Origin of the sequence: Neorhodopirellula pilleata, from assembly GCF_007859915.1 — a bacterium.
GTDB classification, from domain to species: domain Bacteria; phylum Planctomycetota; class Planctomycetia; order Pirellulales; family Pirellulaceae; genus Rhodopirellula; species Rhodopirellula pilleata.
The window spans coordinates 353,471-380,054 of record NZ_SJPM01000004.1 but is presented as its reverse complement, the minus strand read 5'-3'; the positions used below and the strand labels follow the sequence as shown (position 1 = coordinate 380,054).

General features: G+C 54.1%; 20 protein-coding genes. 2 read left to right on the top strand and 18 right to left on the bottom strand.

The window, feature by feature from the left end; genetic code table 11:
- Positions 1-23: 23 nt before the first annotated feature.
- Positions 24-1,073 (bottom strand): oxygen-dependent tRNA uridine(34) hydroxylase TrhO, encoded by a 1,050-nt coding sequence (trhO, locus tag Pla100_RS12400; RefSeq protein WP_315853476.1) that lies wholly within the window; start codon positions 1,071-1,073, stop codon positions 24-26.
- Positions 1,043-3,550: a glycogen/starch/alpha-glucan phosphorylase gene (locus Pla100_RS12395; RefSeq protein ID WP_146577984.1), complete on the bottom strand. Its 2,508-nt coding sequence runs from the start codon at positions 3,548-3,550 to the stop codon at positions 1,043-1,045. Before Pla100_RS12395 ends, trhO begins: the two co-directional genes overlap by 31 nt.
- 147 nt (positions 3,551-3,697) lie before the next feature.
- Between Pla100_RS12395 and Pla100_RS12390 the strand changes: the two genes are divergently transcribed.
- Positions 3,698-5,260 (top strand): sulfatase family protein, encoded by a 1,563-nt coding sequence (locus tag Pla100_RS12390; protein ID WP_146577983.1) that lies wholly within the window; start codon positions 3,698-3,700, stop codon positions 5,258-5,260.
- Between the two features lie 306 nt (positions 5,261-5,566).
- Here the strand turns inward: Pla100_RS12390 and Pla100_RS12385 are convergent, their stop codons facing one another.
- Complete coding sequence (locus Pla100_RS12385; protein WP_146577982.1) at positions 5,567-6,379, bottom strand: sugar phosphate isomerase/epimerase family protein; 813 nt, start codon at positions 6,377-6,379, stop codon at positions 5,567-5,569.
- A gap of 218 nt (positions 6,380-6,597) precedes the next feature.
- Between Pla100_RS12385 and Pla100_RS12380 the strand changes: the two genes are divergently transcribed.
- Complete coding sequence (locus tag Pla100_RS12380; RefSeq protein WP_146577981.1) at positions 6,598-7,479, top strand: fumarylacetoacetate hydrolase family protein; 882 nt, start codon at positions 6,598-6,600, stop codon at positions 7,477-7,479.
- A 274-nt stretch (positions 7,480-7,753) separates the two neighbouring features.
- Here Pla100_RS12380 and Pla100_RS12375 read toward each other — a convergent pair whose 3' ends face one another.
- The 15 genes from Pla100_RS12375 to Pla100_RS12305 form a co-directional block, all read right to left on the bottom strand.
- Entirely contained in the window at positions 7,754-8,290 is a 537-nt protein-coding gene (locus tag Pla100_RS12375; protein ID WP_390620600.1) for an ISAs1 family transposase, read from the bottom strand.
- A 155-nt stretch (positions 8,291-8,445) separates the two neighbouring features.
- Positions 8,446-9,855 (bottom strand): Gfo/Idh/MocA family oxidoreductase, encoded by a 1,410-nt coding sequence (locus Pla100_RS12370; RefSeq protein WP_146577979.1) that lies wholly within the window; start codon positions 9,853-9,855, stop codon positions 8,446-8,448.
- 132 nt (positions 9,856-9,987) lie between these two features.
- The gene (locus Pla100_RS12365) at positions 9,988-10,758 is read right to left on the bottom strand and encodes a 3-keto-disaccharide hydrolase (protein WP_197167880.1); all 771 of its coding nucleotides are present in this window, start codon (positions 10,756-10,758) and stop codon (positions 9,988-9,990) included.
- A gap of 106 nt (positions 10,759-10,864) precedes the next feature.
- The gene (locus Pla100_RS12360) at positions 10,865-11,569 is read right to left on the bottom strand and encodes a 3-keto-disaccharide hydrolase (RefSeq protein ID WP_231602995.1); all 705 of its coding nucleotides are present in this window, start codon (positions 11,567-11,569) and stop codon (positions 10,865-10,867) included.
- Between the two features lie 300 nt (positions 11,570-11,869).
- The gene (locus tag Pla100_RS12355) at positions 11,870-13,144 is read right to left on the bottom strand and encodes a Gfo/Idh/MocA family protein (RefSeq protein WP_146577978.1); all 1,275 of its coding nucleotides are present in this window, start codon (positions 13,142-13,144) and stop codon (positions 11,870-11,872) included.
- A gap of 197 nt (positions 13,145-13,341) precedes the next feature.
- Complete coding sequence (locus tag Pla100_RS12350) at positions 13,342-14,808, bottom strand: sulfatase (RefSeq protein ID WP_231602994.1); 1,467 nt, start codon at positions 14,806-14,808, stop codon at positions 13,342-13,344.
- 17 nt (positions 14,809-14,825) lie between these two features.
- Positions 14,826-16,166, bottom strand: a complete 1,341-nt coding sequence (locus Pla100_RS12345) for a sulfatase-like hydrolase/transferase (RefSeq protein ID WP_146577977.1) — start codon at positions 16,164-16,166, stop codon at positions 14,826-14,828.
- Complete coding sequence (locus Pla100_RS12340) at positions 16,166-17,506, bottom strand: sulfatase-like hydrolase/transferase (RefSeq protein WP_146577976.1); 1,341 nt, start codon at positions 17,504-17,506, stop codon at positions 16,166-16,168. Before Pla100_RS12340 ends, Pla100_RS12345 begins: the two co-directional genes overlap by 1 nt.
- Entirely contained in the window at positions 17,503-18,237 is a 735-nt protein-coding gene (locus Pla100_RS12335) for a sialate O-acetylesterase (RefSeq protein ID WP_146577975.1), read from the bottom strand. The genes Pla100_RS12340 and Pla100_RS12335 overlap by 4 nt, the downstream gene beginning before the upstream one ends.
- A gap of 12 nt (positions 18,238-18,249) precedes the next feature.
- The gene (locus Pla100_RS12330) at positions 18,250-19,356 is read right to left on the bottom strand and encodes an alpha/beta hydrolase (RefSeq protein ID WP_197167879.1); all 1,107 of its coding nucleotides are present in this window, start codon (positions 19,354-19,356) and stop codon (positions 18,250-18,252) included.
- Positions 19,357-19,522: 166 nt separating this feature from the next.
- On the bottom strand, positions 19,523-21,013 hold the full coding sequence (locus Pla100_RS12325) for a sulfatase family protein (RefSeq protein ID WP_146577973.1): 1,491 nt from the start codon (positions 21,011-21,013) through the stop codon (positions 19,523-19,525).
- A 15-nt stretch (positions 21,014-21,028) separates the two neighbouring features.
- Complete coding sequence (locus tag Pla100_RS12320) at positions 21,029-22,603, bottom strand: sulfatase (RefSeq protein WP_146577972.1); 1,575 nt, start codon at positions 22,601-22,603, stop codon at positions 21,029-21,031.
- 159 nt (positions 22,604-22,762) lie between these two features.
- The gene (locus tag Pla100_RS12315; protein ID WP_197167878.1) at positions 22,763-24,238 is read right to left on the bottom strand and encodes a sulfatase-like hydrolase/transferase; all 1,476 of its coding nucleotides are present in this window, start codon (positions 24,236-24,238) and stop codon (positions 22,763-22,765) included.
- A gap of 29 nt (positions 24,239-24,267) precedes the next feature.
- On the bottom strand, positions 24,268-25,824 hold the full coding sequence (locus tag Pla100_RS12310; protein WP_146577970.1) for a LamG-like jellyroll fold domain-containing protein: 1,557 nt from the start codon (positions 25,822-25,824) through the stop codon (positions 24,268-24,270).
- A complete protein-coding gene (locus tag Pla100_RS12305; RefSeq protein ID WP_146577969.1) occupies positions 25,821-26,354 on the bottom strand; it encodes a sigma-70 family RNA polymerase sigma factor in 534 nt (177 codons plus the stop codon). The genes Pla100_RS12310 and Pla100_RS12305 overlap by 4 nt, the downstream gene beginning before the upstream one ends.
- Positions 26,355-26,584 lie beyond the last annotated feature (230 nt).

Sequence of the window (26,584 nt, the reverse complement as noted above, 5' to 3'; positions counted from 1 at the left end):
GACGCCGACGCCGGTCGCGCCGATCAGTCCAAGGTGACGGACTTGCTCTCCGGAGGATTCTGGGAGGGAATCGGATTTGATTCTGTTGTCGGCGATGGAAATGATTTTTCTCGGGATGCGTCGGATGATAGTTGATCGAGCTGACGTTGTCGTTCGCGGCGGCGAGCACGTTGATCGTCGGTGACCTCGTCCGCACATCGCGGACAAGCGACACCCCGCTCGTACTTTGGATGATCAAGCATGTCCTTGGTCATAGGCCATCCGCAACCATGGCAGAGTGCATGCTCTCCGGCGGTCAAGTCATGATCGACCGCCACACGTTGGTCGAACACGAAACATTCGCCGAGCCAGCGAGATTCTTCGCGAGGTACTTTCTCGAGGTAATTAAGAATCCCGCCTCTCAAATGATAAACTTCTTGAAACCCTTGCTGCTTCAAGTACGCCGTCGATTTTTCGCAGCGGATTCCACCGGTACAATACATCGCCACTTTGGGATGCTTGGCGGGATCCAAATGTTTGGCGACGTATTCCGGAAACTCGCGAAACGAATGAGTCTGCGGATCGATCGCTCCTTTGAAACGACCGATCTCGATTTCGTAGTCGTTACGGGTGTCGATCAAAACGACTTCGGGGTCATCGACGAGTTGATTCCAATCTTCCGGGTCGACATAAGTGCCGACACTTTGATTCGGATCAATGCCGTCGACGCCCATGGTGACGATCTCTTTCTTGAGCCGCACCTTGGATCGACGAAACGGCATCTTATCGCAACCGGACCATTTGACATCGGTTTCGGCAAACAACGTCTCGCCATGATGGCGCAGGGCTCGCAGCCAATCCATGAACGCTCGCAAGCTCGCCGGTGGGCCGGCGATCGTTCCGTTGATTCCTTCGGCGGCGAGCAACAACGAACCACCAATGCCGCCCTCGCGCATCCGCTGTTGCAACGGTTCACGCAGGGACGGGTGATCGGCGATCTTGACGAAACGGTAAATCGCCGCGACAAGAATCGCGGGGTCGGACGCGGTCACGGTTTCACTCGCTACTTCGACGGCAACGCTCGCACGTCCCAGATGTCTTGGGCGTATTGCTGGATCGTTCGGTCGCTACTGAACCAACCGCTGCCGGCCGTGTTCAAGATGCTCATCTCGTTCCAACGGTCCTTATCGAGATACGTCTTGGCAACCGTCGCCTGGGCATCGATGTAGCTCCGCAAGTCTGCGATCGTCACCCACGGGTCATGAGGACTTCGCAAACCGCCGGTCAGCAAATCAAACAAGCCGGGGTTGGTCGGGTTGAACGTGCCGCTTTCCAAGACACTCATCAAACGAGTGATGTCTTCGTCTGCCGAAATGATTTCGTTGGGGCGGTAGTCCTTTTTCAACTCGGTAACTTCCTCCGCATCGAGACCGAACAGGAAGAAGTTTTCTTCGCCGGCATTTTCACGGATCTCGATGTTGGCTCCGTCGAGCGTCCCGATTGTTAAAGAGCCGTTCATCATGAACTTCATATTTCCGGTACCGGAGGCTTCTTTGCCCGCCGTGGAAATCTGCTCGGACAATTCCGTCGCCGGACAAATAATCTCCATCGACGAGACACGGTAGTTCGGGAAGAACACCATCTTCAACAGGTCATGACATTTCGGGTCGGCGTTGACCACGCCCGCAACGTCGTTGATCAACTTGACGATCAATTTGGCAACGTGATACCCCGGTGCTGCCTTGCCACCGATCAACACGCATCGTGGCACCATACCGGCGGTATCGCCACGTTGAATCCGGTCATAAAGATGGATCACGTGCAAGACATTGAGCAATTGACGCTTGTACTCGTGAATCCGTTTGACTTGAACGTCGAACATGAACGAGGTGTCGAACTGCACGCCCGTGTTCTTGAACACCAAGTCGGCGAGTCGTTTTTTGTTGGCGAGCTTGATGTCTTGCCAACGATCTCGGAACGCCGCGTCGGTCGCGTGAGGTGCCAAATCACGGATCTTGGTCAGATCGTTCTGCCAACCTTCTCCGACGGTCTCGTTGAGCAGTTCCCGCAAACCGGGATTGCAGTGCGACAACCAACGTCGCTGCGTCACCCCGTTAGTTTTGTTGTTGAACTTGCGGGGCCACAATGTGTGGAAGTTTTTGAACAGACCGCTTTCGAGCAATTGCGTGTGCAATCCGGCAACACCGTTGACCGAGAAACTACCGACGATGGCAAGATAAGCCATCCGGATGTGCGGGTTGTCGCCTTCTTCGATCAAGGACATCTCACGCCGCATCTCGATGTCACCCGGCCATTGCTGGTCGACGACCTTCAAGAATCGGGCGTTGATCTCGTAAATGATGTCGAGCAATCGCGGCAACAAACGGCTGAACAAACCCACCGACCAACGTTCAAGCGCTTCGGGCAATAACGTGTGATTGGTGTATGCCATGCAACGGGTCGTGACTTCCCATGCCTCATCCCACTCCAATCCGTGCTCGTCCATCAACAAACGCATCAATTCAGGAACGGCACAGGCCGGGTGCGTGTCGTTGAGTTGGAAACAGTTCTTTTGGCCAAACTCGGAGAAGTCTTCGCCGTTCTTTTCGACCCAACGTTCGATGACGTCTTGCAGCGACGCCGAAACGAGGAAGTACTGTTGCTTCAGTCGTAACTCCTTGCCGTTCTCGCTGGCGTCGTTGGGATACAAGACCATCGAAATTTGTTCGGCATCGTTCTTTGCCGCGACCGCTTCGGGATAACTGCCCGCGTTGAACTCGCGAAGGTTAAAAACATCCGTCGTCGAGGCTTTCCATAGTCGCAAGGTGTTGACGGTCTCATTGCGATAACCGGGAATCGGCATGTCGAAGGGAACGGCGAGCACGTCGTGCGATTCGACCCAACGTGGTCGCATCGTGCCTTTGTCGTCGTAGTAGTTCTCGACGCGACCGTAGAAGCGAATCCGGCGAGTATTCTCGGCCCGTTCGATCTCCCACGGGTTGCCGTCACGCAGCCAGTGATCGGGGTCTTCGACTTGACGGCCGTGCTCGATGTGCTGGTGGAACATGCCGTACTCGTAGCGGATGCCGTAACCGATGACCGGCAATTGCAAGTTCGAGCAACTGTCGAGGAAACAAGCCGCCAAACGACCCAAACCACCGTTGCCCAATCCGGCATCGTGTTCGCGATCGGCGATCTGTTCGAGTTCAGTACCGTAGCGGTGCAACGCTTCATGAACGTCGTCGTCGAGGTCGAGGTTCTGGATCGCGTTGGTGAGCGAGCGGCCGATCAGGAATTCGAGCGACAAGTAATAGACCTTGCGGTCGTCGCTCGCGTTCATCCGCGACCATGTCTCTTGCCACGTCGGCACCAAACGGTCGCGTACGGCGATCGCCAGCGCTCGGTACAGGTAACGCTGATCTGATTCGTTCTGGCTGCGTTGGATGTCGTTGCGGTGCCCGAGTGTGATCGTCAGATGTCGCTTCAATTCGGAGGGAAGATCTAGCAGTCCTAACGACTCGAGATCGTCGTGCGAGGCAGAATCAGTGGGGTCGGTCAACGTGTTGGACATAGGTGTTTGCTTTCGGATGAAAGGAAGCGTGGTCGGCCGGCGGTAGTGAGAGTTTCGGTATACTTATGACAAAAAGTGGCGATTTTCGCCAACTCGAATCACCAGTTTGCCATCTTTTTGTCAGCGAAATCGATACCAGGATCAAGAATGAGACCACGTAAATGTATCGGCAGTCCCCGTTTCTTCCTTCAACTCGCTCTTTTGGGCGTTTTCGTGCCCCAATTGATCGTGGTTCTACCTCGTTTAGCCGGTTTCCCAGCGAATCACACGTCCGCCGCTGACCCCGCAGCCTCACGCGATGAAGCATCAGGCCAGCCGAATATCGTGTTGATTCTGGTCGACGACATGGGTTACGGCGATGCGAAGTGCTACAACCCCGAGTCTAAAATCGAGACTCCCGCGATCAATGAATTGGCCGCCCAAGGAATGCGATTCACCGATGCGCACGCTCCCGGTCCGCTGTGCCACATGTCGCGTTACGGGCTGTTGACGGGGCGATATCCCTTCCGCACGGACGTTAGCCGCTGGCCGAAACATCCGTTGATCGACCAGGGTCAAACAACGATCGCGTCGCTACTGAAGTCCGCCGGATACCACACCGCGATGGTGGGGAAGTGGCACTTGGGATTTGCCGAGAACGGGTACGACAAGCCTCTGCCTGGCGGCCCCGTCGATGTGGGGTTTGACGAGTTCTTCGGAATCCGCGCATCGACGGACATTCCACCGTATTTTTACATCCGAGGCGATCGGGCGGTTCAACCACCCACTGATGCGATTGAAGCCAATCAAACCGATGGGTGGTCGCCGATCCAAGGTGAATTTTGGCGCGCAGGTGGAATTGCACCTGACCTGAAACTCGATGACGTGCTGCCCACGTTCACCGACGAAGCGGTCGCCGTGATCGATCGACATGCCGCGAAATCCGATTCAACGAAATCGGATTCAACAAAACCCGATTCGCAAGAGCCGCTGTTTCTTTATGTCGCGTTGCCCGCCCCGCACACGCCTTGGCTGCCGTCGAGCAAGTTTCAAGGTTCAAGCGATGTCGGACTTTATGGCGACTTTGTGATGATGGTCGATGCGATGGTCGGACGCATCGTCGATCGTTTAACGCAGGCCCGCATGAACGACAACACGCTCATCATCTTCACAAGCGACAACGGGCCGGTCTGGTACGACAACGACGTTGATAAGTTTGGCCACGACAGTTGCGGTTCTCTGCGTGGCATGAAAGGCGACGCGTGGGAAGCCGGTCACCGGATGCCATTCCTTGTACGCTGGCCTGGAAATGTTCGCCCCGGCAGTGTCTCGGATCAAATGGTTTGTTTCACTGATGTCCTAGCCACGTTTGCCGACATCACCCATCAATCCATCCAAGACGATCCTCATGCGATCGATAGCGCGAGTTTCCTACCGGCGCTGTTGGATCCGGAAACGACATGCGGCGAGTGCCGCGACACGATGGCCTTGACCAGCGGCGGAGGCGCCCTCTCGGTCCGCGATGAAAACTGGAAATGGATCGAGCGACTCGGTTCGAGCGGTTTCAGTCAACCCAATCGTGTCCAACCGGTTGATCGCGGACCCACTTCGCAGTTGTACGACCTCTCAACCGACCTGGCCGAACAAAACAACGTTGCTCTGGAACATCCCGAACGAGTGACACGAATGCGAACGTTGCTGCAGCAGATCAAAGAAGCATCCAACAATTAGTGCTTTGTCCAACTTCAATTTTAGGACTAGCCGTTTTGGCGCTAGCGGCGTGTTAATTTAATCGTAACCCGAAGCGTAAGCGAGGGATTCATCACCATTAAGTCCTTTGTATGTATCCCTCGCTCACGCTTCGGGTTTCGATGAGGACTAAATCAACAGCCCGCTAGCCACGGTTCCGTCGCATAAACCGGGGCTAGCGTCCAAACGGCCAATGTTGCCAACCCTAAAGTTGAATCTAGACATAGCATTAGTGAGTCATTGAGTCTTGGCTACTTTCTCTACCATCGCTTCGCTAATCCAATGCGATTAAACCTGCGACCCGGTAAACTGATCCAAGTATTCCCGCGTGTGATCGAGCACTTGTTCGTACGCCAACGGCTCGACGTCTTCGCCGATCACTTCCGCTTCGATGGGTCCTTGGTATCCCTGCTCGAGCAAGGAATGCACGATCGATTCGATCGGCACGCATCCTTCGCCGAGCAAACAACGATTCATCTCGCCAAGCGGACTGTGGCGACCATCACCCAATTGCAACAAATGCAGATGCTCACAAACATGCGGCAACCATCCTAAGATTTCGTCGTCCATGCCGACATGATAGGTATCGAGTACCAAGCCTAGGTTCGGACTGCCAACGCAGTCCAAGATATTCAGCGTCGATTCCAAATCGTGGATGAACGACCACTCGCTGCCACATCCTGGATGAAACGGTTCGAGCGACAATCGTACCCCGAACTCTTCGGCAACGATCGAGATCTTGGCGAGCGCCTCACACAGCGTGCGCCGCGCGTGCTTTTGAATGTGGTTGTTGCGACCGCCTGCCAGGACGATCAACGTTTGGGCTCGCAAGTTGGCTGCGTCGGTCACCGCTCCCATCGCGTCGCGAACCGCATCATCGAATCCGCGACCATCGCTGCCGGTAAAACCACCCGCCCAACTCAACGACGTGACCGACAGGTTCAATTCGGTCAACAGTTCGACGCATCGTTCGATGCCAAAGTCTTCGACCTTGGGGCGAAACAACCCGATTCCTTGAAAGCCATGGGCGGCATACGCTTGGGCGTCTTCTCCGAGTTCCCAACGGATCGTGGATAGCTGATTGACCGCGATGGTATTCATGAACGAAGCACTGACGCGAAGAATCCGAAGAACAATAACGAGCTTTCAACGACTAAGCCGACGAAGCAAATCAGCGAGTCGATGTCGAACGCGAGTATGCCGATCGGCACGCCGAGTGTAAAGATTTCTTTTATGCTAAGTTGGTCTTGCATTTCGAATCACACCGTAAAAAGCCGATCAGAAATTTTTCATTTTTCATGCCAAGGACCCGAACCCTCATGACCGCCTTTTGCCGCTACCTCGATGCGAACAATCAACCCCGCTTGGCCCTCTTCGACGCGACAAATCCCGACGCGCCACGAGTCTGCCCGCTCGCCGAACTGCTCTCGGATCAACAAGAACATTTGCTAGCAAATAGCAACGAACTCTTCGCGTGGGACACCGACCGTCTTCGCGAGATCGGGACGCCTCGCGCCGATCAGTGGTCACCCGCGCCGCCCCAGTTATTACCGCCGGTCGGTTCGCCGGAGAAGATCATTTGCATCGGCTTGAACTATCTTGATCATGCGATCGAAACCGGAGCCGAGCCGCCGGATCAACCCGTCGTCTTTAGCAAGTTCAACAACACGTTGATCGGACATGGCCATGCGATCGAGCTGCCCTCGATCAGTCACAAGGTCGATTACGAAGCCGAGTTGGTCGTGGTTATCGGAAAGACCGCCCGACACGTCGCCCCCGAAAATGCCATGCGTCACGTGTTCGGCTACACGGCCGGGCATGACGTCTCAGCCCGCGATTGGCAAAAAGGTCGTCCCGGTGGTCAATGGTTGTTGGGCAAGTCGTTCGAAACGTTCGCACCGGTCGGTCCGGCCATCGTCACGGCCGACACGTTCGGCGATCCCGGTGACGTGCGGGTGCGCATGCACCTCAACGAAGAAACCGTTCAAGACAGCCGCACGTCGCAATTGATCTTCGACATTCCCACGTTGATCTCGCACCTAAGTCAGTTCATGACGTTGCAACCGGGCGACCTGATCTTCACCGGAACGCCGCCGGGCGTGGGCGACGCAAGAACCCCGCCACGCTACCTCCAACCCGACGACGTCTGCACCGTCGAAATCCAAGGCATCGCCCCCCTGACCAACCCCTGCCGGTCGTGATGCAAACTGTTTTTCGCCGACCCAATGATTAATGAACGGTAGATGCTCATAGGACGCACACGCCTGTGGACGCATACATTTTGCATAACACTGCTTGGTGAAACGGGGTTCGGCTCCGATGGGATAGCCAAGTCGGTGGTGCGCCGATGATGGCGGACTTTGCAGTTGCTTCATAAGTGCATCCGTAGAAAACTCCGTGTCCAGTTTCTCGTATTTGAACAATTCTTAGCGTACGGAATCGCATTGGGTGGGTTCTTTTGGGCTTATACGGCACTTAATTCCGCCAACGTTCGCCTGTATTGACAACAACCGTTCGCATCGATTCCGGCACCGAGGCAACACAGTAGGTGCGTTCTTCGATGCGGCCATGCCCTTTCTCCTGACTCGACTTGGATCGGAAGCCCGATGCGACCGTCCCGAACTCATGAGCATCCCGAAAGGCTTCTTCGATCAGTGACGCAAGTTTGGGATGATTGTCTTTCACTGCGAAGGTGTAGTCACCTCCGCCATCGATGATCTTGGCTGCGATCGATTTCTGACTGCCCAGTGCGTCCAGCTTGGCAATGGTGCCGGTCAAACCAAGGGTATCAAGCAGTTCGGGGATCGCGATAATTTCGTTAGACTTTGAATCAACTGCGACTTGTCCTAATGTGAGACCATGCTCAGTGGCCCAAGCACTGACGATGTGAAGAGCGTCCGAATTATCGGCATCGGTATAGGATCCTCTCGCCGTTTTTACTGTTGAAATGACAAAACTTGGGCCGTCGACATCGCAAACTCCGTTGTAGCCTTGTGAAACAAATCCGTTCAACAACGAATCTTTCGCGACGACCCTGGACAAAGGCAAGGGACAAACGAATAGTTCACACAACTTTTGATGCGATTGCCATAGAGGTCAGGCATGGGTTAGCTAGGATGCGTCACAGACATTTGAAATAGAAGAAAAGGCGTAAAATTCTTTTCACTCTAAAGATGATAAAATTGTTCCCAGCCTTTCCGCGGAGGCGGATCGAGCAAGGCGTTAGCCTGAGCATTGTCGGTAATTTGCTTCTTCACAGGATCGAAAGAAAAAGTGCCGCCGAGACGCTGGGAAATCATTCCGAGGTTGAAGACCTGGCTGAGCGGACCAGAAACGCGGAAATCGGAACGTGGCTTCTCTTCTCCCTTGATGGAGAGAAGGAAGTTCTCGAAGTGGCCTGAGGCTTTTGTGGTAAATCTAGGCAAGCTGTCGCGCATATCCATGTATTTTTCTTTAGGGATAATAGAAAGCGGACTTGATTTGGCACCTCCTATGAACGTGAGATCCTTCCCGTAAAGGATTTTTCCCTCGCTCGGTATTTTCAACGGCATACGAGACCCATCGTCTGCAAGTGGCCCGAGTTCATCGGAAACCTCGGGTTGGTTGCCAACACCGTCGTACCATGTGAGGACACATGGTGGCATCGCTTTGCGCTCGGGAAAATTGAAGCGGATGGTGGACGCTTGCGGGAAAACAAATTTGTTGTGGTCCTCTAACATGACGGCTTCGACCGAAGTTGGCAGGCCTAGCTCGAGGAATTCGTGACAATTGTCCAGAATGTGTGGCCCCCAATCGCCGAAGGCTCCTGAACCGTATTCAAACCATGAACGCCAATTTCGCGCGTGCAGTTTCTTGCTCATGGGATTGACAGAGGCGTTGTCATACCAAACATCAAGATCCATGCCTTCTGGGATCGGGTCTGCCGGATAGCCGGTACAATCCTGCCCCCAGCCATGCCAACGACGCCCGGAGTTCATGGTGGCATCAATGCGAGTGATATCCTTGATGATTCCGGCTTGCATCCACTCCTGAAACTGGAAATAGCTTTCTCCGGAGTGCCCCTGGTTGCCCATTTGAGTCACCACTCCGGAGCGTTTTGCCATGTCTATCAGACGCTCGCATTGGCCAAAGGTATGGGCGAGTGGTTTTTGGACGTAAATCGACTTACCAAGAGACATGGCTAGCATTGCGGCGCTGAAGTGGGAGTGATCCGGCGTCGCAATGAGAACGGCATCAATTTCAGATGCCATCTCATCAAACATTTTGCGGAAATCGGTAAACGTTTTCGCATTCGGACAGGATTCCTGGGACTTTTTGGTGTGCTTACCATTCAAGTCCACATCGCATAACGCGACCATATTGACCATTCCGGTGTTCAATAAACTGGATATGTCACTTCCTCCCTGGTTTCCGATACCGATCGCAGCCATATTGATCCGCTCGCTGGGCGGCAATTGGCCCGAACTTGATTTTTGTCCCAGCACCAGATGCGATGGAAGAATTGTTGCCGCGTTGAACGCGATCGAGGATTTCACAAAGTCTCGGCGAGACAGTGATATTTTATGTTTTTTCTTCATAATAGATGCGATGTAATTTAAGAACCTATCCGAAAAGGGGTCTGACCCTCTCCGGCGATACCCTCAAACGAATGAATAACGACTCGCCTCCAAAGGGTCAGACCCCTTTTCCATAATAGATGGAGATGTAATTTAGGTTTGGAGTTCTTTGACCTGGATATTTCGGAAAAGGACAGTGCCTGCTTTACCGGAATGAATCTGAAGTCCGAAAAAGCCCTTCATGTTGAACTCATCATTCTTCCAATTTGCCGCCGGCACCCCGTTGATCCAAGTTTTGATGGTATCCCCCTTTGCCATAACCGTGACGCGGTTCCACCCGTTGGGAATGATGGCCTTCCGGGCCGGTTTGTGTGCGTCGAGGACGAGGGGATAGTGCCAACCACCGGCTTTCTCACCGTAAATGCCGCCGGACCACCCTCTTCCCTGGGAAGGGCTTTCCATTTCAACCTGGGGACCGAAAACAATCGATTCTCCTTCCTTTTTCCCGGGCTTTGTCTGCGCCCGAATCATCAAGCCGGTATTCCCCTCGACTTCCCACTTCACCTCAACGGTGAAAATGAAATGATGATAATCCCGCCGGGTTGTGGATAGAAATGCGTTGGGAGATCCCTTAACACAGGTGCCTCTGATGACTTCCCCCGACGCCTTGAACGAGTGGTTCCCGCCGAGCACTGTCCAGCCCGACAAGTCTCCATCTCCTTTATACAAGCTCGTGAATCCTTCACCGAGGTCCGGTTCGGAGTCCGTATTAATCGGAAGCTGCTTAAGCTTCTCGATGCTCGCATCCGTATTCCTCTTGAACTTACTTCTTATGTAGTCGAGTTGGGTTGCATCGGAAATGGAGTCGGATGCCCCGACCATGGAAACGGCTATAGCAAAGGTTAGGAGGATCAGGTTTTTCATAGGTAGTGTTTTCAATTGATCGTAAACGAAGATCTGTGGAACGGATTTCTACGCAATCGTAGGTAGCCCTCATCGGTACGAATACGCCGATCGTCAGCCAGTCAGACTACTTAGCGGATTCCAGTCTTTGAACCCTGATCGATCGAAATGATACGTGGCGTGCTTGCTCGGGCGACTTCTTGACTCCGTGTACCTGAAGGGCGATCACGCCTTCGGGGTACTCGGCGTAGGTTTGGTTATCCGTGACATCTGCAACCGGTTTGTCATTGATCCAAGTTTGAATTCGTGGGCCAACGGCCAACACACGCAGCTTGTTCCACTGCCCGTTTGTCATCAGCTCGTTACGGGTCCAGTCTTCTTTGGGCGTGATCCAGGCACCGTTGCCTTGGTTAAAGAGGTGCCCGCTGTGTCCGGGAGATTTTCCAAGATCGACCTGTGGGCCGTGGATCGTGTCCCTCGATTGACCATTCGCGTTGCTTCGAGTCAACGCGGTACGAATCTGGACGCCTGAGTTCAAGTCGGTGTCGTGTAACTTGACTTCCAGTTCGAGCTCGAAATCACCATACGTTTCGACCGTGTGTAAAAACTGTGTTTGGCTGGAACTGGTGCCAAGGATGACTCCATCGTCGATCGCAAACTGCGTGTTGTCGCGTGACGCTTTCCAGCCGTCGAAACTTTTACCATTAAACAGCGTCACCCAATCCTCGCCGAATGCGGATCCACAAAAGAGCGTCATGGCGATGAACGCGGTGATCGCGAGATTGCATTGCTTTCTCGCACGGTAAGAACGATAAGATAGATCGGATAGCATTGTTGTTCCTTTGGATAAGGTGAAGTGAATTGCGTAATTTCAGTGCGCCGATGACGCTACGGCGTGTTGATTTAGTGAGCCGACGGCGCTAGCGGGCTGTTGATTTAGTACTCATCGAAACCCGAAGCGTGAGCGAGGGATACATACAAAGGACTTAATGGTGATGAATCCCTCGCTCACGCTTCGGGTTACGATTAAATCAACAGCCCGCTAGCGCCATCGGCTCACAAAAACTGACGAACGCACTCAATCAACAGCCCGCTGGCACCGTCGGGTCACAACGGGTGGATTGGCGACCTGTTAGACATTGGGAAGTGAATATCCGGGTCGTCGTTCTTTATTCAGCAAGGCATTGGCGGCGTCATCGCCGATGATTTGCTCTTGGTTGGCGTCCCAGTTAATTGTGCGACCGGTAATGCGACAAATGTTGATCAGGTGCGCGACGCTGGTGATCAGATGCCCGACCTCCACGGGAGCGTTGGGTTCTTCGCGTGATTCGATGCAATCGAGCCAGTTGCCGACATGATTCTCGGACTCTTCGCCTTCGAAGGGTGCAAGCAGTGTCGTCGGGTTGCAGGCAAAACGTCCTCGATTGATTTCCATCTTGCCCTTCTCGCCGATGAAAATGCCGCCGAAAGCCGGTCCACTGTTGCTTTCTAGTCGAACCACCGTTCCTTCGGGGTAATGAAGGCGGACACCACGTTCGCGAACGTCCTTAGCGTCCGTGGTCGGTTCGATTCGCGTCGGCGCGATACTTTCCCAGCCCATCGCCAGATGAACCATGTCTAATGCGTGCGCACCGCGATCGCAAATAGGACCGCCGGTGAAGACATCAAAGTTTCGCCATCTGCGGTGAAGTTGTTCGTTGTAGTCGAGTAGCGGTGCCTGGTCGCAGAACCGATTCCAGTCCATACCTTCGGGTACGGCTTGCTTTTCAAGACCCGTTGCCGCGCGCGAGCCGGAATAGTTCATGACGTGAATCGTATGTACTTTGCCGAGGCCGCCTTCTCGAACGAACTTGCACGAATACTGATTGTTGGCGGTGCTGCGTTGTTGCGTGCCGACCTGCAAAATGCGTTTGTGTTCTCGCACCGCTTTGACCAATGCGCGGCCTTCGGGAATGTTGAAGCTGAGCGGCTTTTCCGCGTACACATCCAGACCCTTGGCACAGGCGATCATTGCCGCCCGCACCCGCACATGATCCGGGGTCGCGATCACGACCGCGTCAAGATCCTCCTGATCGAACATCTGCTCGTAGTTCTGATAACGCTTCCAGGAAGCACCGGCCTTCGGATCGTTCTTGTTATCAGCCGCGAGGGCATCGATCTGTGGCAGGTAACAATCGCAGACGGCGACGAGTTCGGCTCGATGAGATTCGCGCGACAAAGCCCGCGTCAACCATTTGGCTCGTCCACCCGCGCCGATCAATCCGACTCGCAACTTGTCGTTTGCAGACGCGGACGGTGCAGCGTAGATCATCGATGGCGACAGGCCGGATGCCGCCAACGTGGTGGTCGCGCCGATCGATTTCAAGACGGTTCGACGTGAAAGATTGTTTTGAGGGGAAGGGTTCATGGTGGGTCCTGTTTGTTAGTCGATTAGATCTGTTGGTTTTCGTGAGCCGAACGCGCTAGCGGGCTGTTGATTTAGTCCTCATCGAAACCCGAAGCGTGAGCGAGGGATACATACAAAGGACTTAATGGTGATGAATCCCTCGCTCACGCTTCGGGTTACGATTAAATCAACACGCGCTAGCGTCGGGCCTTTTCACTCTATCTTTTCTTCTTCTTTTTCTGCGTTTGTGTCTCCCTACGCTCTTGGGTCAGCGCAGTGGGAAGGGGTTCAGCGGCATCTTCGAAACCAGGTACCAGGGCGCGGAGTTTTTCAACGGTGGTGGCGTATTTCGGGTTATCGATCTGGTTGGTCCATTCGTGAGGGTCTTTGGTGGTGTCGTAAAATTCCTCTTCTTCGGACCCGTAGCGGGTGTAGCGTCCGAGTTCGTGACGGATGCTAACGTAGGCTAGGTCGGTTTTGCCTTTATCGCACAAGCCGGTAATGGCGGTGCTTTCCCAGGGAACCTTTGGTTCTTTGAGCAGTGGAACCAGCGAGCGTCCATCGATGTATGCGGGGGGCGTGAGTCCACAGAGTTCGGCGAGAGTCGGGTAGATGTCCAACAAGGAAACGAACCGTTCCGACACGCCCCCGGCTTGGGTGAACCCCGGCGCGCGAAACATCAACAAGGTGTGCGTGCCTTCTTCCCAGAGGGTGGTCTTTTGCCAGTGGAGTTTTTCGCCCAAATGAAAGCCGTGATCGGTGAGGAAGACGACTACGGTGTTGTCCTTGTATGGGCTGTTATCGAGGGCATCGAGGACACGACCGATTTGAGTGTCGACGTAGGTGGTCGTGGCCAGGTAGGCTTGCACCGCCTCTTTATGTTTGCCGGACTTGATGACCTTATCGGCGAAGCTTCCGGTCCCGTCACTTACCGCTTTGGCCAGCGGAGGAAGGTCATCCAGATCATCCTCCTTCAGTTCAGGAAGGACAATCTGGTCCAGGGGATACATGTCGAAATACTTCGGCGGGACATACCACGGCATGTGAGGATTGAACGAGCCGTAGGCTAGGAAGAATGGTTTATCATGTTGTTTCTCCAAAACCGCGACGGCTTTATCGGCCCCGCGGGTGTCATTCATTTGTTCCTCGGTGAGATGAATGGGTCCCCAGTCCTGTTCTCCCCCGCTGAGTTTGGCCAGAGGCGCTCCGGGAGGAGCCGGGTCTCTTTTGTGACCGACTTTTTCAACCCAGTGCTCGTTCTGATCCCAGCCGTGGGTGATCTTGCCGTAACCGAAAGTGTCATAGCCGCTCTTCTTGAACAACCCGGCCAGTGATAGCACCGCGTCCTGGTTCAGTGGTTCACTTTTGTTGATGGTCTGCGCGTTGTTGTAGATACCCGACTTCCATGGAGCAACACCGGAAAAGAATGCGGTGCGAGATGGTGAACAAACCGGCGCGGCGGTGTACGCACGTGTGAAGTTGACGCCACTGCCGGCCAGCCTGCGAAGATTCGGTGCGATCACCTTACCTGCATAGCGATCCGCATCTTCCAACACCCAACTATTCAAATCGTCGGCAACCAGGAAGAGCACGTTCATCCGCTCGTTGGCCGCATCGGCCCTTGTGAAGCCGATCGCTGCAACAGCCAGAACTAGCACGAAGTAAAACCTTTTCATATTTGTCATATCCTATTTTGAATCGTTCAGATGTTTCCGATGGGGCGAGAATGGGCATCGAGGTCTTTCATGAAATCGCTCATCCTTTTTGTCAGCTCGGCGACCTTGTCTGGATGCTCTGCAGCAACGTCGGTTGTTTCTCCAGGATCGGCTTTGAGATTGAATAGCGTTCCGGTATGAGCCGGAAGTCGATCTGCTTTGCCGACGTGATCCGCCTCCACTTTGCTCGGATTTCGTCTCTTGGTTAGCAGTTTCCAATCGCCGTGGCGAATCGTAGCACCGGGTACGATGAATGATTCATGAATCGGCGATTCAACCTGTTCGCCTCGCATGTACGGAAGGAGGTTGCGACCGTCGATCACTCGATCAGACGGCACCGCCACTCCAGCGATTGAGCAAAACGTCGGAAGCATGTCAATGATGCCGGTGATATCGTCATTGCTTGACCCAGCCGAGATGACGGCCGGCCATCGCATAATGCAGGGAACGCGAATCCCGCCTTCAAAGTTTGACCATTTGCCATCACGCAAAACGCCAGCACTGCCATGACCTTTGACATTGAGTTGCGGACCGTTGTCCGACGCGAAAACCACGAGCGTGTTTTCAGCTAGGTTGAGTTCCTCGAGTGTTTTCATCAGCTCGCCGACCTGCCAATCGATCTCTTGCACCACATCTCCGTAGGTGCCTTGTTTTGAACTTCCTTGGAAGCGTGGATGAGGCAGCCACGTCACATGCGGCAACGGCGAGGCGTAGTACAACAAGAAAGGTCGATCTTGATTACTCTTGATGAATTCAATACCAGCGGCGAGCAACTTTGGTGAGTGGATACCGTCGGTCTTGCGTTTGACTTTCTCAACGATTTCCTGGTTGCGATAGAGGGCGGTTGTTTTCTTGTCGTCGCAATCCATGAAACCAAAGAAGCTGTCAAAGCCATGGTTTACCGGATTGAATTCATCCCATTCACCCAAATGCCACTTGCCGACGATTCCGGTTGCATAGCCTGCCGTTTTAAGAAGTTCCGCGACAGTGATCTCATCCGAATGCAACCCAATTTTCTCTTTGCGATAGATTACGCTATCAACGCCGACTCGCTGAGCGTAACAGCCGGTCATCAACGCAGCACGCGTCGGAGAACAGCGATTGTGAACGTAGAAACTGTTGAACTTCATTCCTTCGGCGCAGAGATTGTCGATATTGGGCGTCGCAATCTCTGTTGCCCCATAACAACCCAGATCACCATAGCCGAGATCGTCGGTTAGGATGACGATCATGTTAGGCTTCTCTGAGGCGAGGCTCTCACCAACCAGCGTCCATCCGCCGAGCAGCAGCGTCCCGATCACGATTGCATTGACGCGTATCTTGTTCATCACTTGGCCTTCCTGCTCTTGCTATTCGTGTTGGCCTGCTCGATCGCCATGAAGTCATTCAGCACAGCGCCGAGTCGCTCGCGGTCACTGATGAAGTCCTCGCTCCCAGCTTTCGCCTCGCTGTACCGTTCTTTGTCGGAACTCACCGGGATGTCGTAAAGCGTGCCGTTTTCGTGAAGGCGGAAACGCCTGTCGCGCACGAAGTATCCCTTCTTGAAGCTCATCAACACCTGCTGCCGATCCTCGCCAGCGGTGCCCAGCAGGTTGTGGGACAAATCCATGCCGTCGACCTTGCGGTCGAGCTTGATCCCGGCCACCGATGCGATCGTCGGCAGCACGTCGACGAGGCAAAACAGTTCGTCCCGCACGCCCGGCTTGATCTTGCCAGGCCACCATGCCAGCAGCGGCACGCGCGTGCCTGACTCCGTCATCGAGCCTTTGCCGCCCTTGAGGTCCATGTCAGGCAGCTTGCTGGTGATCGACCTGTGCGTGCCGTTGTCGCCGGTGAACAGGATCAGCGTGTTCTTTTCGAGGCCGTGCTCTTCGAGCTTCGCCATGATCTTGCCCACGATGTCGTCCATATAGGTGATCATGTGTCCGAACGCGACAGTGCTCTTGTCGAGGTCGTCGGTGAACTTCGTTCGCGCCAGCTTCTCGAGCGACGGCGGATGCTTGAACGGCGAGTGCACCAGCGCCATCGGATAGTAGATCAGGAACGGTTTACCCCGGTTCGTGTCAATGAAATCCAGCAGATGCTTGCTGTAGTAGTCCGGCCCGTAGTCTTTGTCCGCGCCGATGAAGAGCTGGCTGTTGTGGTAGATGTGCGGGCTGTAGTAACGGCTCGACTTCTTGCCGTCGTAGAACCATGTCCACATGCTGTAGTCTTCGAACCCGTGCTGGATGGGCTGATCGGGATATTCGTCGAACTGACCTAGCTGCCACTTGCCGGCGATGGCGGTCGCGTAACCGGCGTCGTGGAAGTCGTGCCCGAACGTGCGGATGCTCGCCGGCAGGCGGACCTCATCATCCTTGCCGATCAACGCCTTGAACCCGGTGCGGTTCGGATACAGGCCGCTCATGATCATCACCCGCGTCGGTGTGCACAGCGGCGTGGCGTACGCGTTGTTGAACCGCACGCCCTCAGCGGCCATTCGGTCGAGATTCGGCGTCGTGTAGATCGTGCTGCCGTAACACGCCAGCCCCTCCGCGCCGAGGTCGTCGGCCATGATGACGATGACGTTGGGCCGAGCGGGATCCGAGCCAGCGGCGGAGACGGGTGTCCACGCCAGCAATCCGGCAAGGCACAATGCGGACAGGTGAGCACGCAAAATGTGGGTCATCGTCCGGCCTTTGTTGTCTGTTCTGCGTTGCTCAAGAGCTCGATCGCTTTTCTTGCAAATCGCTCGGCCAGCAGTCGATATCCTTTTTCTGAGTAATGGAGATCGTTCGGCTTCAGTGGTGTTCCGTCTCTTCCCACGTTGTCGTCATTGAGATCGTCGGTATTGATCCATGCACTGCGGCGGCCTGATTCCCCGAGCTTTTCCTGCACTCGTCGAATATGGTCCCAGTCTTTCTTGCCCGACCCCGAATCACTCAACCGGCCAATGATGCAGTTGATTTCATCGACATCAAAATCAGTCTTGATCTGCTCAACCATGCCGAGAAACGCCTCTTCGTAATGTGCAGACAGGCGTTCCTTCGCATCCCGTTCGCCCTGCATCCAGATCAGTGTCACAGACTTGATGGGTCGGCCATCAAGTGCCTTTTCCGCCTCTTCGATAAGCTGCCTGTAGATATCACCAATCTCGGCCGGATGCTGATCGCCGGTCACTTTCCAATTCTTGTCCCAACGGCGGATCGGTTCTCCTTTTTGGGCAACTTTCACGATCACTACATTCTCGGCGCCGAAATGCTTTTGGATTTCCGGACTAAAAACCTGTTCGGGTTTCAAGTTGGCCATGTTGGACTGTCCCGACAACAGGAACAGATGAACCGGATCTGCGGCCAATGACACCAAAGGTGCAGCGAGGAACAGAATGAGTGCAATGAGTAGTGAAATGCTGTTTGTCATATCTGAAGTTGCCTATCGTGATTCCTTGATCAGCTCGCCGAGTTTCATGGCTTCGAAACAGAAACCAAGGCTGTGATCCGCCACCGACTTGCCGTCGAACTCGGCTTCGAGAATTGTCTGAAGCCGGTGTGCCACACCGTCTACCGGATAGAAGCTGTATTCGGCGTTCACTTTTTCCAGTTGCTGCACCATGTTCTTGACCATCGCGTAAGGAGCCACGTTGTCACGGGTGCCATGGGCAATGAAAACAGGCGGATCGTTCTCATCAATGTGGCTTGCTACAATCGCACCCATGAGAGAAATCACCGCAGCGACTTTGGCATCAGGGCCGGTGATTTCGTCATCGCTGAATGCGGTGTGCAGCGCATTGAATGCGCCTGCGGAGACTCCACCGATGCCGATGCGTTTCGGATCGATGTTGTAGCTGCTTGCATTCGCCCTAACCCAACGGACGGCATCGCATGTGTCCTGAAACGCGGCATTGATCAGGCGGAATTGATCATTCCCCTCAGGGTTTGGGGCTGGCCCGGGCAGCGCCGGCGGATTGTCTTTCTCGATCCGATATTGAATTGAAATGGCAACATAGCCTCGCTGGGCATAGTATCCGCATAGATCCCTGATGTATTTGACATCTTTGGACCCCTTGCGCCATCCTCCACCAAACGCCAGGATCATGGCGGGCAGTTTGGTAGGTAGCTGAGGGCTGGCTACTGGACGATAGATGTCGAGCAACAACGGCATGGTCGTGTCACCACTTTTTGCCGTGCAATAGGTGATGTTCTCGATTTCTTGATACTCAAAAATCGGGTCAAGGAAAGGTGTGGTCCCGTTACTATCGGGAGGCTTCGGGAGCGTCGTTGTATGCTTGACGGGTTCTGACTCCTTGGGCGAGTCGCCTTGAGTACCCAGGTACAGGTCCAGCATCACTCGCATGTTCTCAGGCAGCTTTTCACGGCTTGATATCAATTCTTCAGCGGTGACCTCACCGTCACGGTTGAGGTCTATCTCGGGCGCGGCAGCGAGTATCTTCTTCTGAACCCTTTTGGGCACCTCGATCGCAAACGCGTTCGTCGCAAACAATGACACGACGATTGTGAAGGCAACTAGGGCTTTGTCCAACTTTAATTTTAGGATTAGCCGTTTTGGCGCTAGCCACGGTTTCGTCGCAAGAACCGGGGCTGGCGCCCAAACGGCTAATGTTGCCAACCCTAAAGTTGAATCTTGACAAAGCACTAGTTTCATATTTCCTGCCTTTTTGAACACGGTTGAAGGGTGTTTTTGATGTTCATGGTTGGCTCGCAACGGCGGCGGGTCGCATTGTCTTGCGAAGCTCTTTGTCGAAGTCATTCATTTGTTCTTTCAACCTCGCGGCGATCTCGGGGTGTTTTGCGATCAGGTTGTTTTGTTCGCCGATATCGACGCTCAAATCGTAAAGTGCCGCAGTTGGCGTCGGTTTCTGACCCGTCGCTTTGCTGCGTTCTTTGATAAGCGTTTTTCGCTCTTTGCGAGGAAGTTTTTGCTCTTCCTTCGTCAACTCAACTTCAACGTTCGGGGCATCCGTCTTCGATGCATCGGCCACGAGATACTTCCAATCGCCGACGCGGATCGCCTGAATCGAGCGACCGCGCAGGTAATGGATAGCTTCGTGGGGCGACTTGGCGTCTGGCTTTCCGGCCAACAGCGGCCAAATGTCCTTTCCGTCGATCAGACAATCATCCGGCACGTCGCCGCCCGCGATTCGGGTCAGCGTCGGTAGCAGATCCATGCATGTGACGGCTTCATCAGACTCCGTGCCCGCAGGAATGGTTCCCGGCCAACGAGCAACGAACGGGACTCGGACGCCTCCTTCGAATGTCGAACCTTTGTCGCCTTTCAACGGGCCGGCGCTGCCGCCTGTATTGGTGTTCGGTCCGTTGTCGGACGTAAAAATGACCAGCGTATTCTCGTCGAGCCCAAGTTCTTTCAGAGACCGCAAGATCTCACCGGTACTCCAATCGAGTTCTTGGACGGTATCACCGTAGATACCTCGCTTGCTGCTTCCCACGAACATTTCGGAAGCATGCAGTGGAATGTGCGGCATGTTATGAGCCAAGTAAACAAAGAACGGCTTGTTCTTGTTTTCGCGAATGAAGCGGATGGTCTCGTGGGTGTACCGCTGGGTGAACTGCGTCTGGTCTGCGGGCACTTCGATGACGACGTTGTTACGAACAAGCGGACAATTCGCTTCTTTCAATTCGAGGATGTTCTGACGGGTGTAGTCTTCGCGAAACACACAATCGGCTGCGTAATGCTTGAGTGTGGGATAGAAACCTTGGCTGTTGGACGACGGCGTTCCGTACCAATAACCGAACCCGTGGTTGAGCGGTTGAAACATGTCTTGATTGCCAAGATGCCACTTACCAACGATGGCCGTCGCATAACCTTGGTTTTTGAGCAACTCAGGCAGCGTGATCTCATTCGGGTTCAGACCGTGGTTATTCCGAGGAAACAGGACACCGCCGATACCGACTCGCGTTGAATGGCTGCCGGTCATCAGCGAAGCGCGAGTCGGCGAACAGACGGGAGAAACATAGAAGCTATTGAGTTTGGCTCCTTCCTTCGACATCTGGTCAATAATGGGCGTGGCAATATCGTCGGCTCCATAGCACGACAGATCACCATAACCCAGATCGTCAGCGAGGATAACGATCACGTTGGGTTTCTGCGGCTCCGATTGAGCATGCGAATGCGTGGCCGCCAGGCAGAAGACTAAAATTGCAAAAAGGTTTCGGCACATTTGTATAGGGTTCCGTCAATTCGATGTTGATGCTGATTCGTCAACTTCCAGCGGTCTGCTTCCGGTGAACGCTCCCCAGAGCTTGCGTTTCGGATATTCCTTGTCCTGCTCGTAAACGGATGCGTCGAAGTCGGGGTTGGGTTTGGGGATTCTTGCGCCGACCTTTTTGAAATAGCTCATCATGTCGTTGAAAAGTCGCTGATGCGTATCCGATTCATGCGCGGCGATGTTGTGGACTTCACCCATGTCGCCTGACAGATCGAACAACATCGGAATGTCGGGCTGTTCATAGAAGTGCAATAGTTTGCGCTGGCCAGAAACGATCGCCGAATGCGGCATGCTTGATCGGTAATGCGGGTAGTGGAAATAAAGGTTGCGGTTGAGAAACGTGTCGTCCGGTTCCTTACCCGCTATGTAGGCAGTCAGGCTGATTCCGTCGATGTCTTTGAGCGACGATGTTTCTCCGCCAGCCCAATCCACGAACGTCGGCAGGAAGTCGTAGTTGACGACATTGCCTTTGAAGGTTGAGCCCGCCTTGATACCGGGGCCTCGAACAATCATCGGAACGCGGATGCCGCCCTGCCAAACCCACCATTTGTGAGCGTGGTGTGGTTGGGCGAGTCCTGGCGTGAGCTCGAGTTCGTGATGTCGATAGCCGTTGTCGGAAATCAGAACAACGTAAGTGTTGTCTTCGATTCCGAGGTCATTGATGCTGTCGAGCACCGCTCCGATTCGTCCGTCAAGATCTTCGCCCATTCCCAGCCAGATGGCGGGATCCTGTTTACGTTTCACCTTGTTCGCCGTCGTTCCGTTCTTCTCGTACCATTCCTGAACCAGCGGGTGTTTCGCGTACTTCTCGCGTGTCCTCGGCAGACACTCGCGGCCTTCGTGCATCGCGTAGTGTGAGATTTGAAGATAAAAGGGTTTGCCTGCCTTTACCTGCTCATCCATAAAACCGATCGCCTTCTCCGTGATGCTAAACATGAGTTTGGGATCGGTCATATCGTCAGGCAACCGCTGATTATTCTCTTGGGGCACCGTATTGCCCGGGGTATTGCTGGTGTCGCCATCATGCAGCACATATCCTTCGTCGCCGGGATTGCCTCGCATGTGCCATTTGCCAATGTGAGCGCTAACATAACCGAGCGGCTTCAGGGCTTCGGGGATCGTCACTGCGTCTTTATCGATGGTCATGTCCGAAACGCACGGAATGACAGGGAAGCTCTTGTAGGAATTGCTTTCATCGAAGTAGTCCTGTCCCCGGTCGCTCATGAACACGGTGAAACCATTTCGCGGGGAAGACTGTCCGGTTTGCACACACACACGAGATGGCGAACATTGGGGCGACGCATAAGCATTGCGAAACTTCATGCCTTCGCGAGCGAGCCGCTCGATGTTTGGCATTTGAAGTACCGGCATCGAAGAATTCGGCATCGCGTCATCCATCGAAACGGGCGACCCGTTCCAGGCCCAGTCATCAATGAACAGCAGTACAATGTTCGGCTTTTCAGCGCCAATCACCACTCGTGGCGTGCCCAAACCGACGGCAGTCACGACGAATAGCGCAGATATGAATTGGATGGTTTTCATGAGAGAGTTCGCTTCATTGAATTGGCTTAAACTGCGTTTGTTTTTGACTTAGCATCGCGTGAACATTAAGTGGTGGCGACTTTCAGTCGCCAAACCGTGAAACGTCGACTGAAAGTCGACGCCACGTTAAGAATCCATCACTTATTGTTCACGCGATGCTTAGTCTTCGTGTTTCAGCGGGGTGGTTAATCTTGAGGACCTGCCGTTTATACGCTCGTTGTTAAGCAACTCGGCTAACTGCTCCGCCACCTCAGGATGTACATCGATTACGTTGTTGCGCTCACCAGGATCGTTCTGCAAGTTGTAAAGCTGCGAGTGCAATTCGTCTCGCTGCGGAGGTTGCTTTAAGGTCGGACTTGGTATGCCTTCGATGTACTTCCATGGGCCGCTTCGAATCGCGTAGTTTCCATTCGGACTGTGGACAATCATGGATGATCGCAGCGGTTCTTTGTATTGCGTGCCAAGAATTGCTGGCAGCACGTTAAAACTGTCTTCAGCAACATTTTCATTCGAGCGCACCGGCTGATCGATCAACGCGGCAAGCGTTGAGTAGATGTCGACGAGACTGACCGTTTCGTCGCAAAGAGTGCCCGGCTCAACGTGTCCAGGCCAGCGAACGAGCAGCGGAACTCGAAAACCGCCCTCATAGATACTATGCTTTCGCCCGCGCCATTTTCCATTACAAAGAAGCCCAGCTCGATAGGCATCCGCCTCGGGGCGTTCGCCTTCCGTCATCAGGACGCCACCATTGTCGCTGGTAAAAATGACGAGAGTGTTTTCCGTGGCGTTCATGCGATCGATCGCATCAAGAAGCCTTCCAACCGATAGATCGAGTTCACCAATCCAGTCGCCGTAGAGGCCCGTTCCGCTCTTACCTCTTGTCGTCTGCGACGGTGTATAAGGGAAGTGGATCGCCACCGGGGCAAAGTACAGAAAGAACGGCGTGTCGTTAGGCTGCCGGTCGAGCCACTCAACGGCTTCGGTCGTCAGCTCGCCCATCACATTTTCATCGACGCGCTGGGGAGCGTCGATTCCCATGTAGTCTCGACCGTATGGAGACTTTCCGGCGGGAATACGTCGATCAGAACGCAAGCCGACGACATCCCGATTGCGTACATAAACCCCCGAAGCGTCTCCGTGATTTTGCGGAACGGAAAAGTGATAGTCGAAGCCGATATCCAGCGGACCGGGAGTCAGCGGTTTGGTGAAGTCCGCCTTGTTTGTGCCATACCCTAGGTGCCACTTCCCGATCGCTGCGGTGCGATAGCCGACCGACTTCAGGAGGGACGCGATCGTTGACCGTGACGTGTCGATGTGCAGCGGGTCGGTCGTGCTCACCACGCCATGTTTCTGATTCGTCCGCCAGTCGTAACGCCCGGTCAGTAATCCGTAGCGTGTTGGCGAGCAAACCGACGAAGGAGTGTTCGCATCAGAAAAGCGTCGTCCTTGCCTGGCTAACCGATCGATATTTGGGGTTCGGATGTGCGACTCATCCGCGCCATAGCTGTTAAGGCTTCCGTACCCGAGGTCATCCGCAAGGATGATCACAATGTTGGGCCGGTCGGCTGATGTTGCCATGGAGGTGCCGATCGTCAGGATCGCACACAGCATGGCCGATGCAATTCGGACTAGCATGCGTGGCAATGAATTTTTGTAGTGAAAGATCATTTCAGGCTATCAATCTCTTCTTGAGCGGTGCGATAGAGGGCGGCGACTTCGGCTTCAGTGAGTGCTCGATCAAAAAGAACCATCTCGTCAATGCGGCCATCCCATACTCGGTTCGAATTTTCGTCCGTCCCGAACCAGATCGTATCCGAGTCGCTGGTTACGATTTCTGTGCACGGAGCAGACGCTACTAGCTTCCCGTCTTCATAAATTTTTAGCTGTTGACCATCTGCCGTCACGACGATGTGTCGCCAAAACTCTTGAGGCACTGACGAGCCACCTGTGATCGAGGTCTCGCCGCCATCTTTGGTCCTGATGGTGGCCTGCAACAATCCGTTTTCATTCAGAGACACGGCAAAGTTTCCACGTTCTGCACTGAAATTTGTGGCAACCAACGAGTTCTGTGCGGGCGACTCTCGATACACAAAGGCAGTCAGCGAAAACTGTCCGGTAGTCAATGGCGGCGGTGAATCGACGCGTCCTCCACGGCCGCTGGAATCGACTCCGACTCGCAATGAGCCGCCGGCGAATACACCTTGGGCATGTGGCGGACGTCTACCTTCTCCTGTCAAAACGACACCGGAATACTGGGGCGGTTCCGAGACCAACCCGTAATCACGAATTGCCATTCGATAATAGGCAAGAGGCGATAAATCATTGACCAATAACGCGTAGTTTAGCCACGGCTCATCAAAGTTGCGAATAAATCGGTCTCTGGCAAGCTCGATATCGACGGGCTTCTCCGCCCCATCGGTAATCCGAACCGCCTGAGATCCTTTGACGTCCATCCCTGCGGCCTCATCGTCGTCGCCGGCTCGACCTGAATGGACACGAACGAGTCCATCAAACACATGAACCTCACTCGCGCCAGGCTCGACGTCAACTGAAAATTCCGTACCGAAGTCAATCACTTCAGCTTCCGGAGTTTGGACAACAAAGCCGATCCCCTCGGGCGGGACGGAAGCAGAAAGCCGACCGTTTCGCAGCATCACTTCCTTGTCGCTTTGCACAACAAAATCGGCAGGTGCCTCGACATACACCATCACACCCGCCCCAAACCGAACGTGTACCAATCCACGACTAAGCTCATATCTACCGGGGCCCAAATCAACTCCATTGAGTGGTTTGCCGTCGTGCAATAGTGCTGAATCAACCTGCGACACGAGCGTCGCCACGGACGTCGCGACTTTCGCTGGCGAGCCGATGAGCCGTGCGACCGTAGCCAGGAGCAGTATTGCGGCAACCACTGCAACCAACCATGACGTTCGGTAATACTTGAAGAACGCGTCTGGTAACGCAGACGGTTTCAATGACTCCCCACCGGCTGGACGACTTAGTTCGGCATCAAACTCAAAAGACCTGATTTCCGCCCGTTCACCCTTGGACAACGCCGCCAACTGCCCAAGCCCGGAATCGACGTTCATGTATTCGATAAATTCATTTCGCAAATCCGCATCTTCCCGGAGTGCGGATTCCAACGCTTGAAGCTGCTCGGCGGAGATTTCACCACGGCAATAATGCGAGAACAACTGGCGGACATCTGTAAAATCGGTCATGACAAACCCTCCGTCTCGAGCGATCGACGACAACAATCGCGCAAGCGCAGACGCATTCGGTGCAACCACTGGTAAAATGCCGCGACAGTCCGACCACTTTGCTCGGCAACCTCCTGAATGCAAACTCCTGGCTCATACGCCCCAAGCACCAGATGCCTCTTGTCCACCGGCAACTGCTTTAGACAGTTTTCTAACGCATCACGCTGTGCCGACAAACGCTTCTCCTGTTGAGCCGAATCGATGGCGATCATCCCCAACACGTCGCCGGCAAGAACCAGCCGATCCCGAGCCCGGTCTCGGTGCCAAGCCAGGGTTTCGTAGCGAGCCACAGCCAACGCCCAACTGCGAAAACCATCCAATTCCTCGAGTTCGTGAAACTTACCCCACAACACCAGCGAAATACCCTGCATGATATCGGCGGCATCATCTCTCGTAGGCACCAAACAACGCACATAAGCGCGAATTGCCGATTCGTTCGCTGTAAAGAGTCTTAAAAACTCTTCATGATTGTTAGAGGATTCACTTTTCATGCAAGTCAACTCCACAGAACGTCATAATTGTACGAAAAATCTGCAAATTAACCCTCAATTAGGCACGACCGAGTGGACCATGGACGTTCGAGAATTCATTGTTTGTCATGCGCAATCAGTGCTTAAAAGAGAGCCACTGATTGATTTCTTGTGAGCCGATGGCGCTAGCGGGCTGTCGGTTTAATCGTAACCCGATGCGTCAGCGAGGGATCCAACGCCATTAAATCCTC

What these genes read in the sequence shown, in the direction of transcription:
- Pla100_RS12325 (WP_146577973.1), bottom strand. Translation starts at nt 21,013, where the DNA reads ATGTGCCGAAACCTTTTTGCAATTTTAGTCTTCTGCCTGGCGGCCACG.
- Pla100_RS12305 (WP_146577969.1), bottom strand. Translation starts at nt 26,354, where the DNA reads ATGAAAAGTGAATCCTCTAACAATCATGAAGAGTTTTTAAGACTCTTT.
- Pla100_RS12355 (WP_146577978.1), bottom strand. Translation starts at nt 13,144, where the DNA reads ATGAACCCTTCCCCTCAAAACAATCTTTCACGTCGAACCGTCTTGAAA.
- Pla100_RS12340 (WP_146577976.1), bottom strand. Translation starts at nt 17,506, where the DNA reads ATGACCCACATTTTGCGTGCTCACCTGTCCGCATTGTGCCTTGCCGGA.
- Pla100_RS12370 (WP_146577979.1), bottom strand. Translation starts at nt 9,855, where the DNA reads ATGAAGAAAAAACATAAAATATCACTGTCTCGCCGAGACTTTGTGAAA.
- Pla100_RS12335 (WP_146577975.1), bottom strand. Translation starts at nt 18,237, where the DNA reads ATGACAAACAGCATTTCACTACTCATTGCACTCATTCTGTTCCTCGCT.
- Pla100_RS12310 (WP_146577970.1), bottom strand. Translation starts at nt 25,824, where the DNA reads ATGACCGATTTTACAGATGTCCGCCAGTTGTTCTCGCATTATTGCCGT.
- Pla100_RS12365 (WP_197167880.1), bottom strand. Translation starts at nt 10,758, where the DNA reads ATGAAAAACCTGATCCTCCTAACCTTTGCTATAGCCGTTTCCATGGTC.
- Pla100_RS12390 (WP_146577983.1), top strand. Translation starts at nt 3,698, where the DNA reads ATGAGACCACGTAAATGTATCGGCAGTCCCCGTTTCTTCCTTCAACTC.
- Pla100_RS12385 (WP_146577982.1), bottom strand. Translation starts at nt 6,379, where the DNA reads ATGAATACCATCGCGGTCAATCAGCTATCCACGATCCGTTGGGAACTC.
- Pla100_RS12380 (WP_146577981.1), top strand. Translation starts at nt 6,598, where the DNA reads ATGACCGCCTTTTGCCGCTACCTCGATGCGAACAATCAACCCCGCTTG.
- Pla100_RS12350 (WP_231602994.1), bottom strand. Translation starts at nt 14,808, where the DNA reads ATGACAAATATGAAAAGGTTTTACTTCGTGCTAGTTCTGGCTGTTGCA.
- Pla100_RS12320 (WP_146577972.1), bottom strand. Translation starts at nt 22,603, where the DNA reads ATGAAAACCATCCAATTCATATCTGCGCTATTCGTCGTGACTGCCGTC.
- Pla100_RS12345 (WP_146577977.1), bottom strand. Translation starts at nt 16,166, where the DNA reads ATGAACAAGATACGCGTCAATGCAATCGTGATCGGGACGCTGCTGCTC.
- Pla100_RS12395 (WP_146577984.1), bottom strand. Translation starts at nt 3,550, where the DNA reads ATGTCCAACACGTTGACCGACCCCACTGATTCTGCCTCGCACGACGAT.
- Pla100_RS12315 (WP_197167878.1), bottom strand. Translation starts at nt 24,238, where the DNA reads ATGCTAGTCCGAATTGCATCGGCCATGCTGTGTGCGATCCTGACGATC.
- Pla100_RS12360 (WP_231602995.1), bottom strand. Translation starts at nt 11,569, where the DNA reads ATGCTATCCGATCTATCTTATCGTTCTTACCGTGCGAGAAAGCAATGC.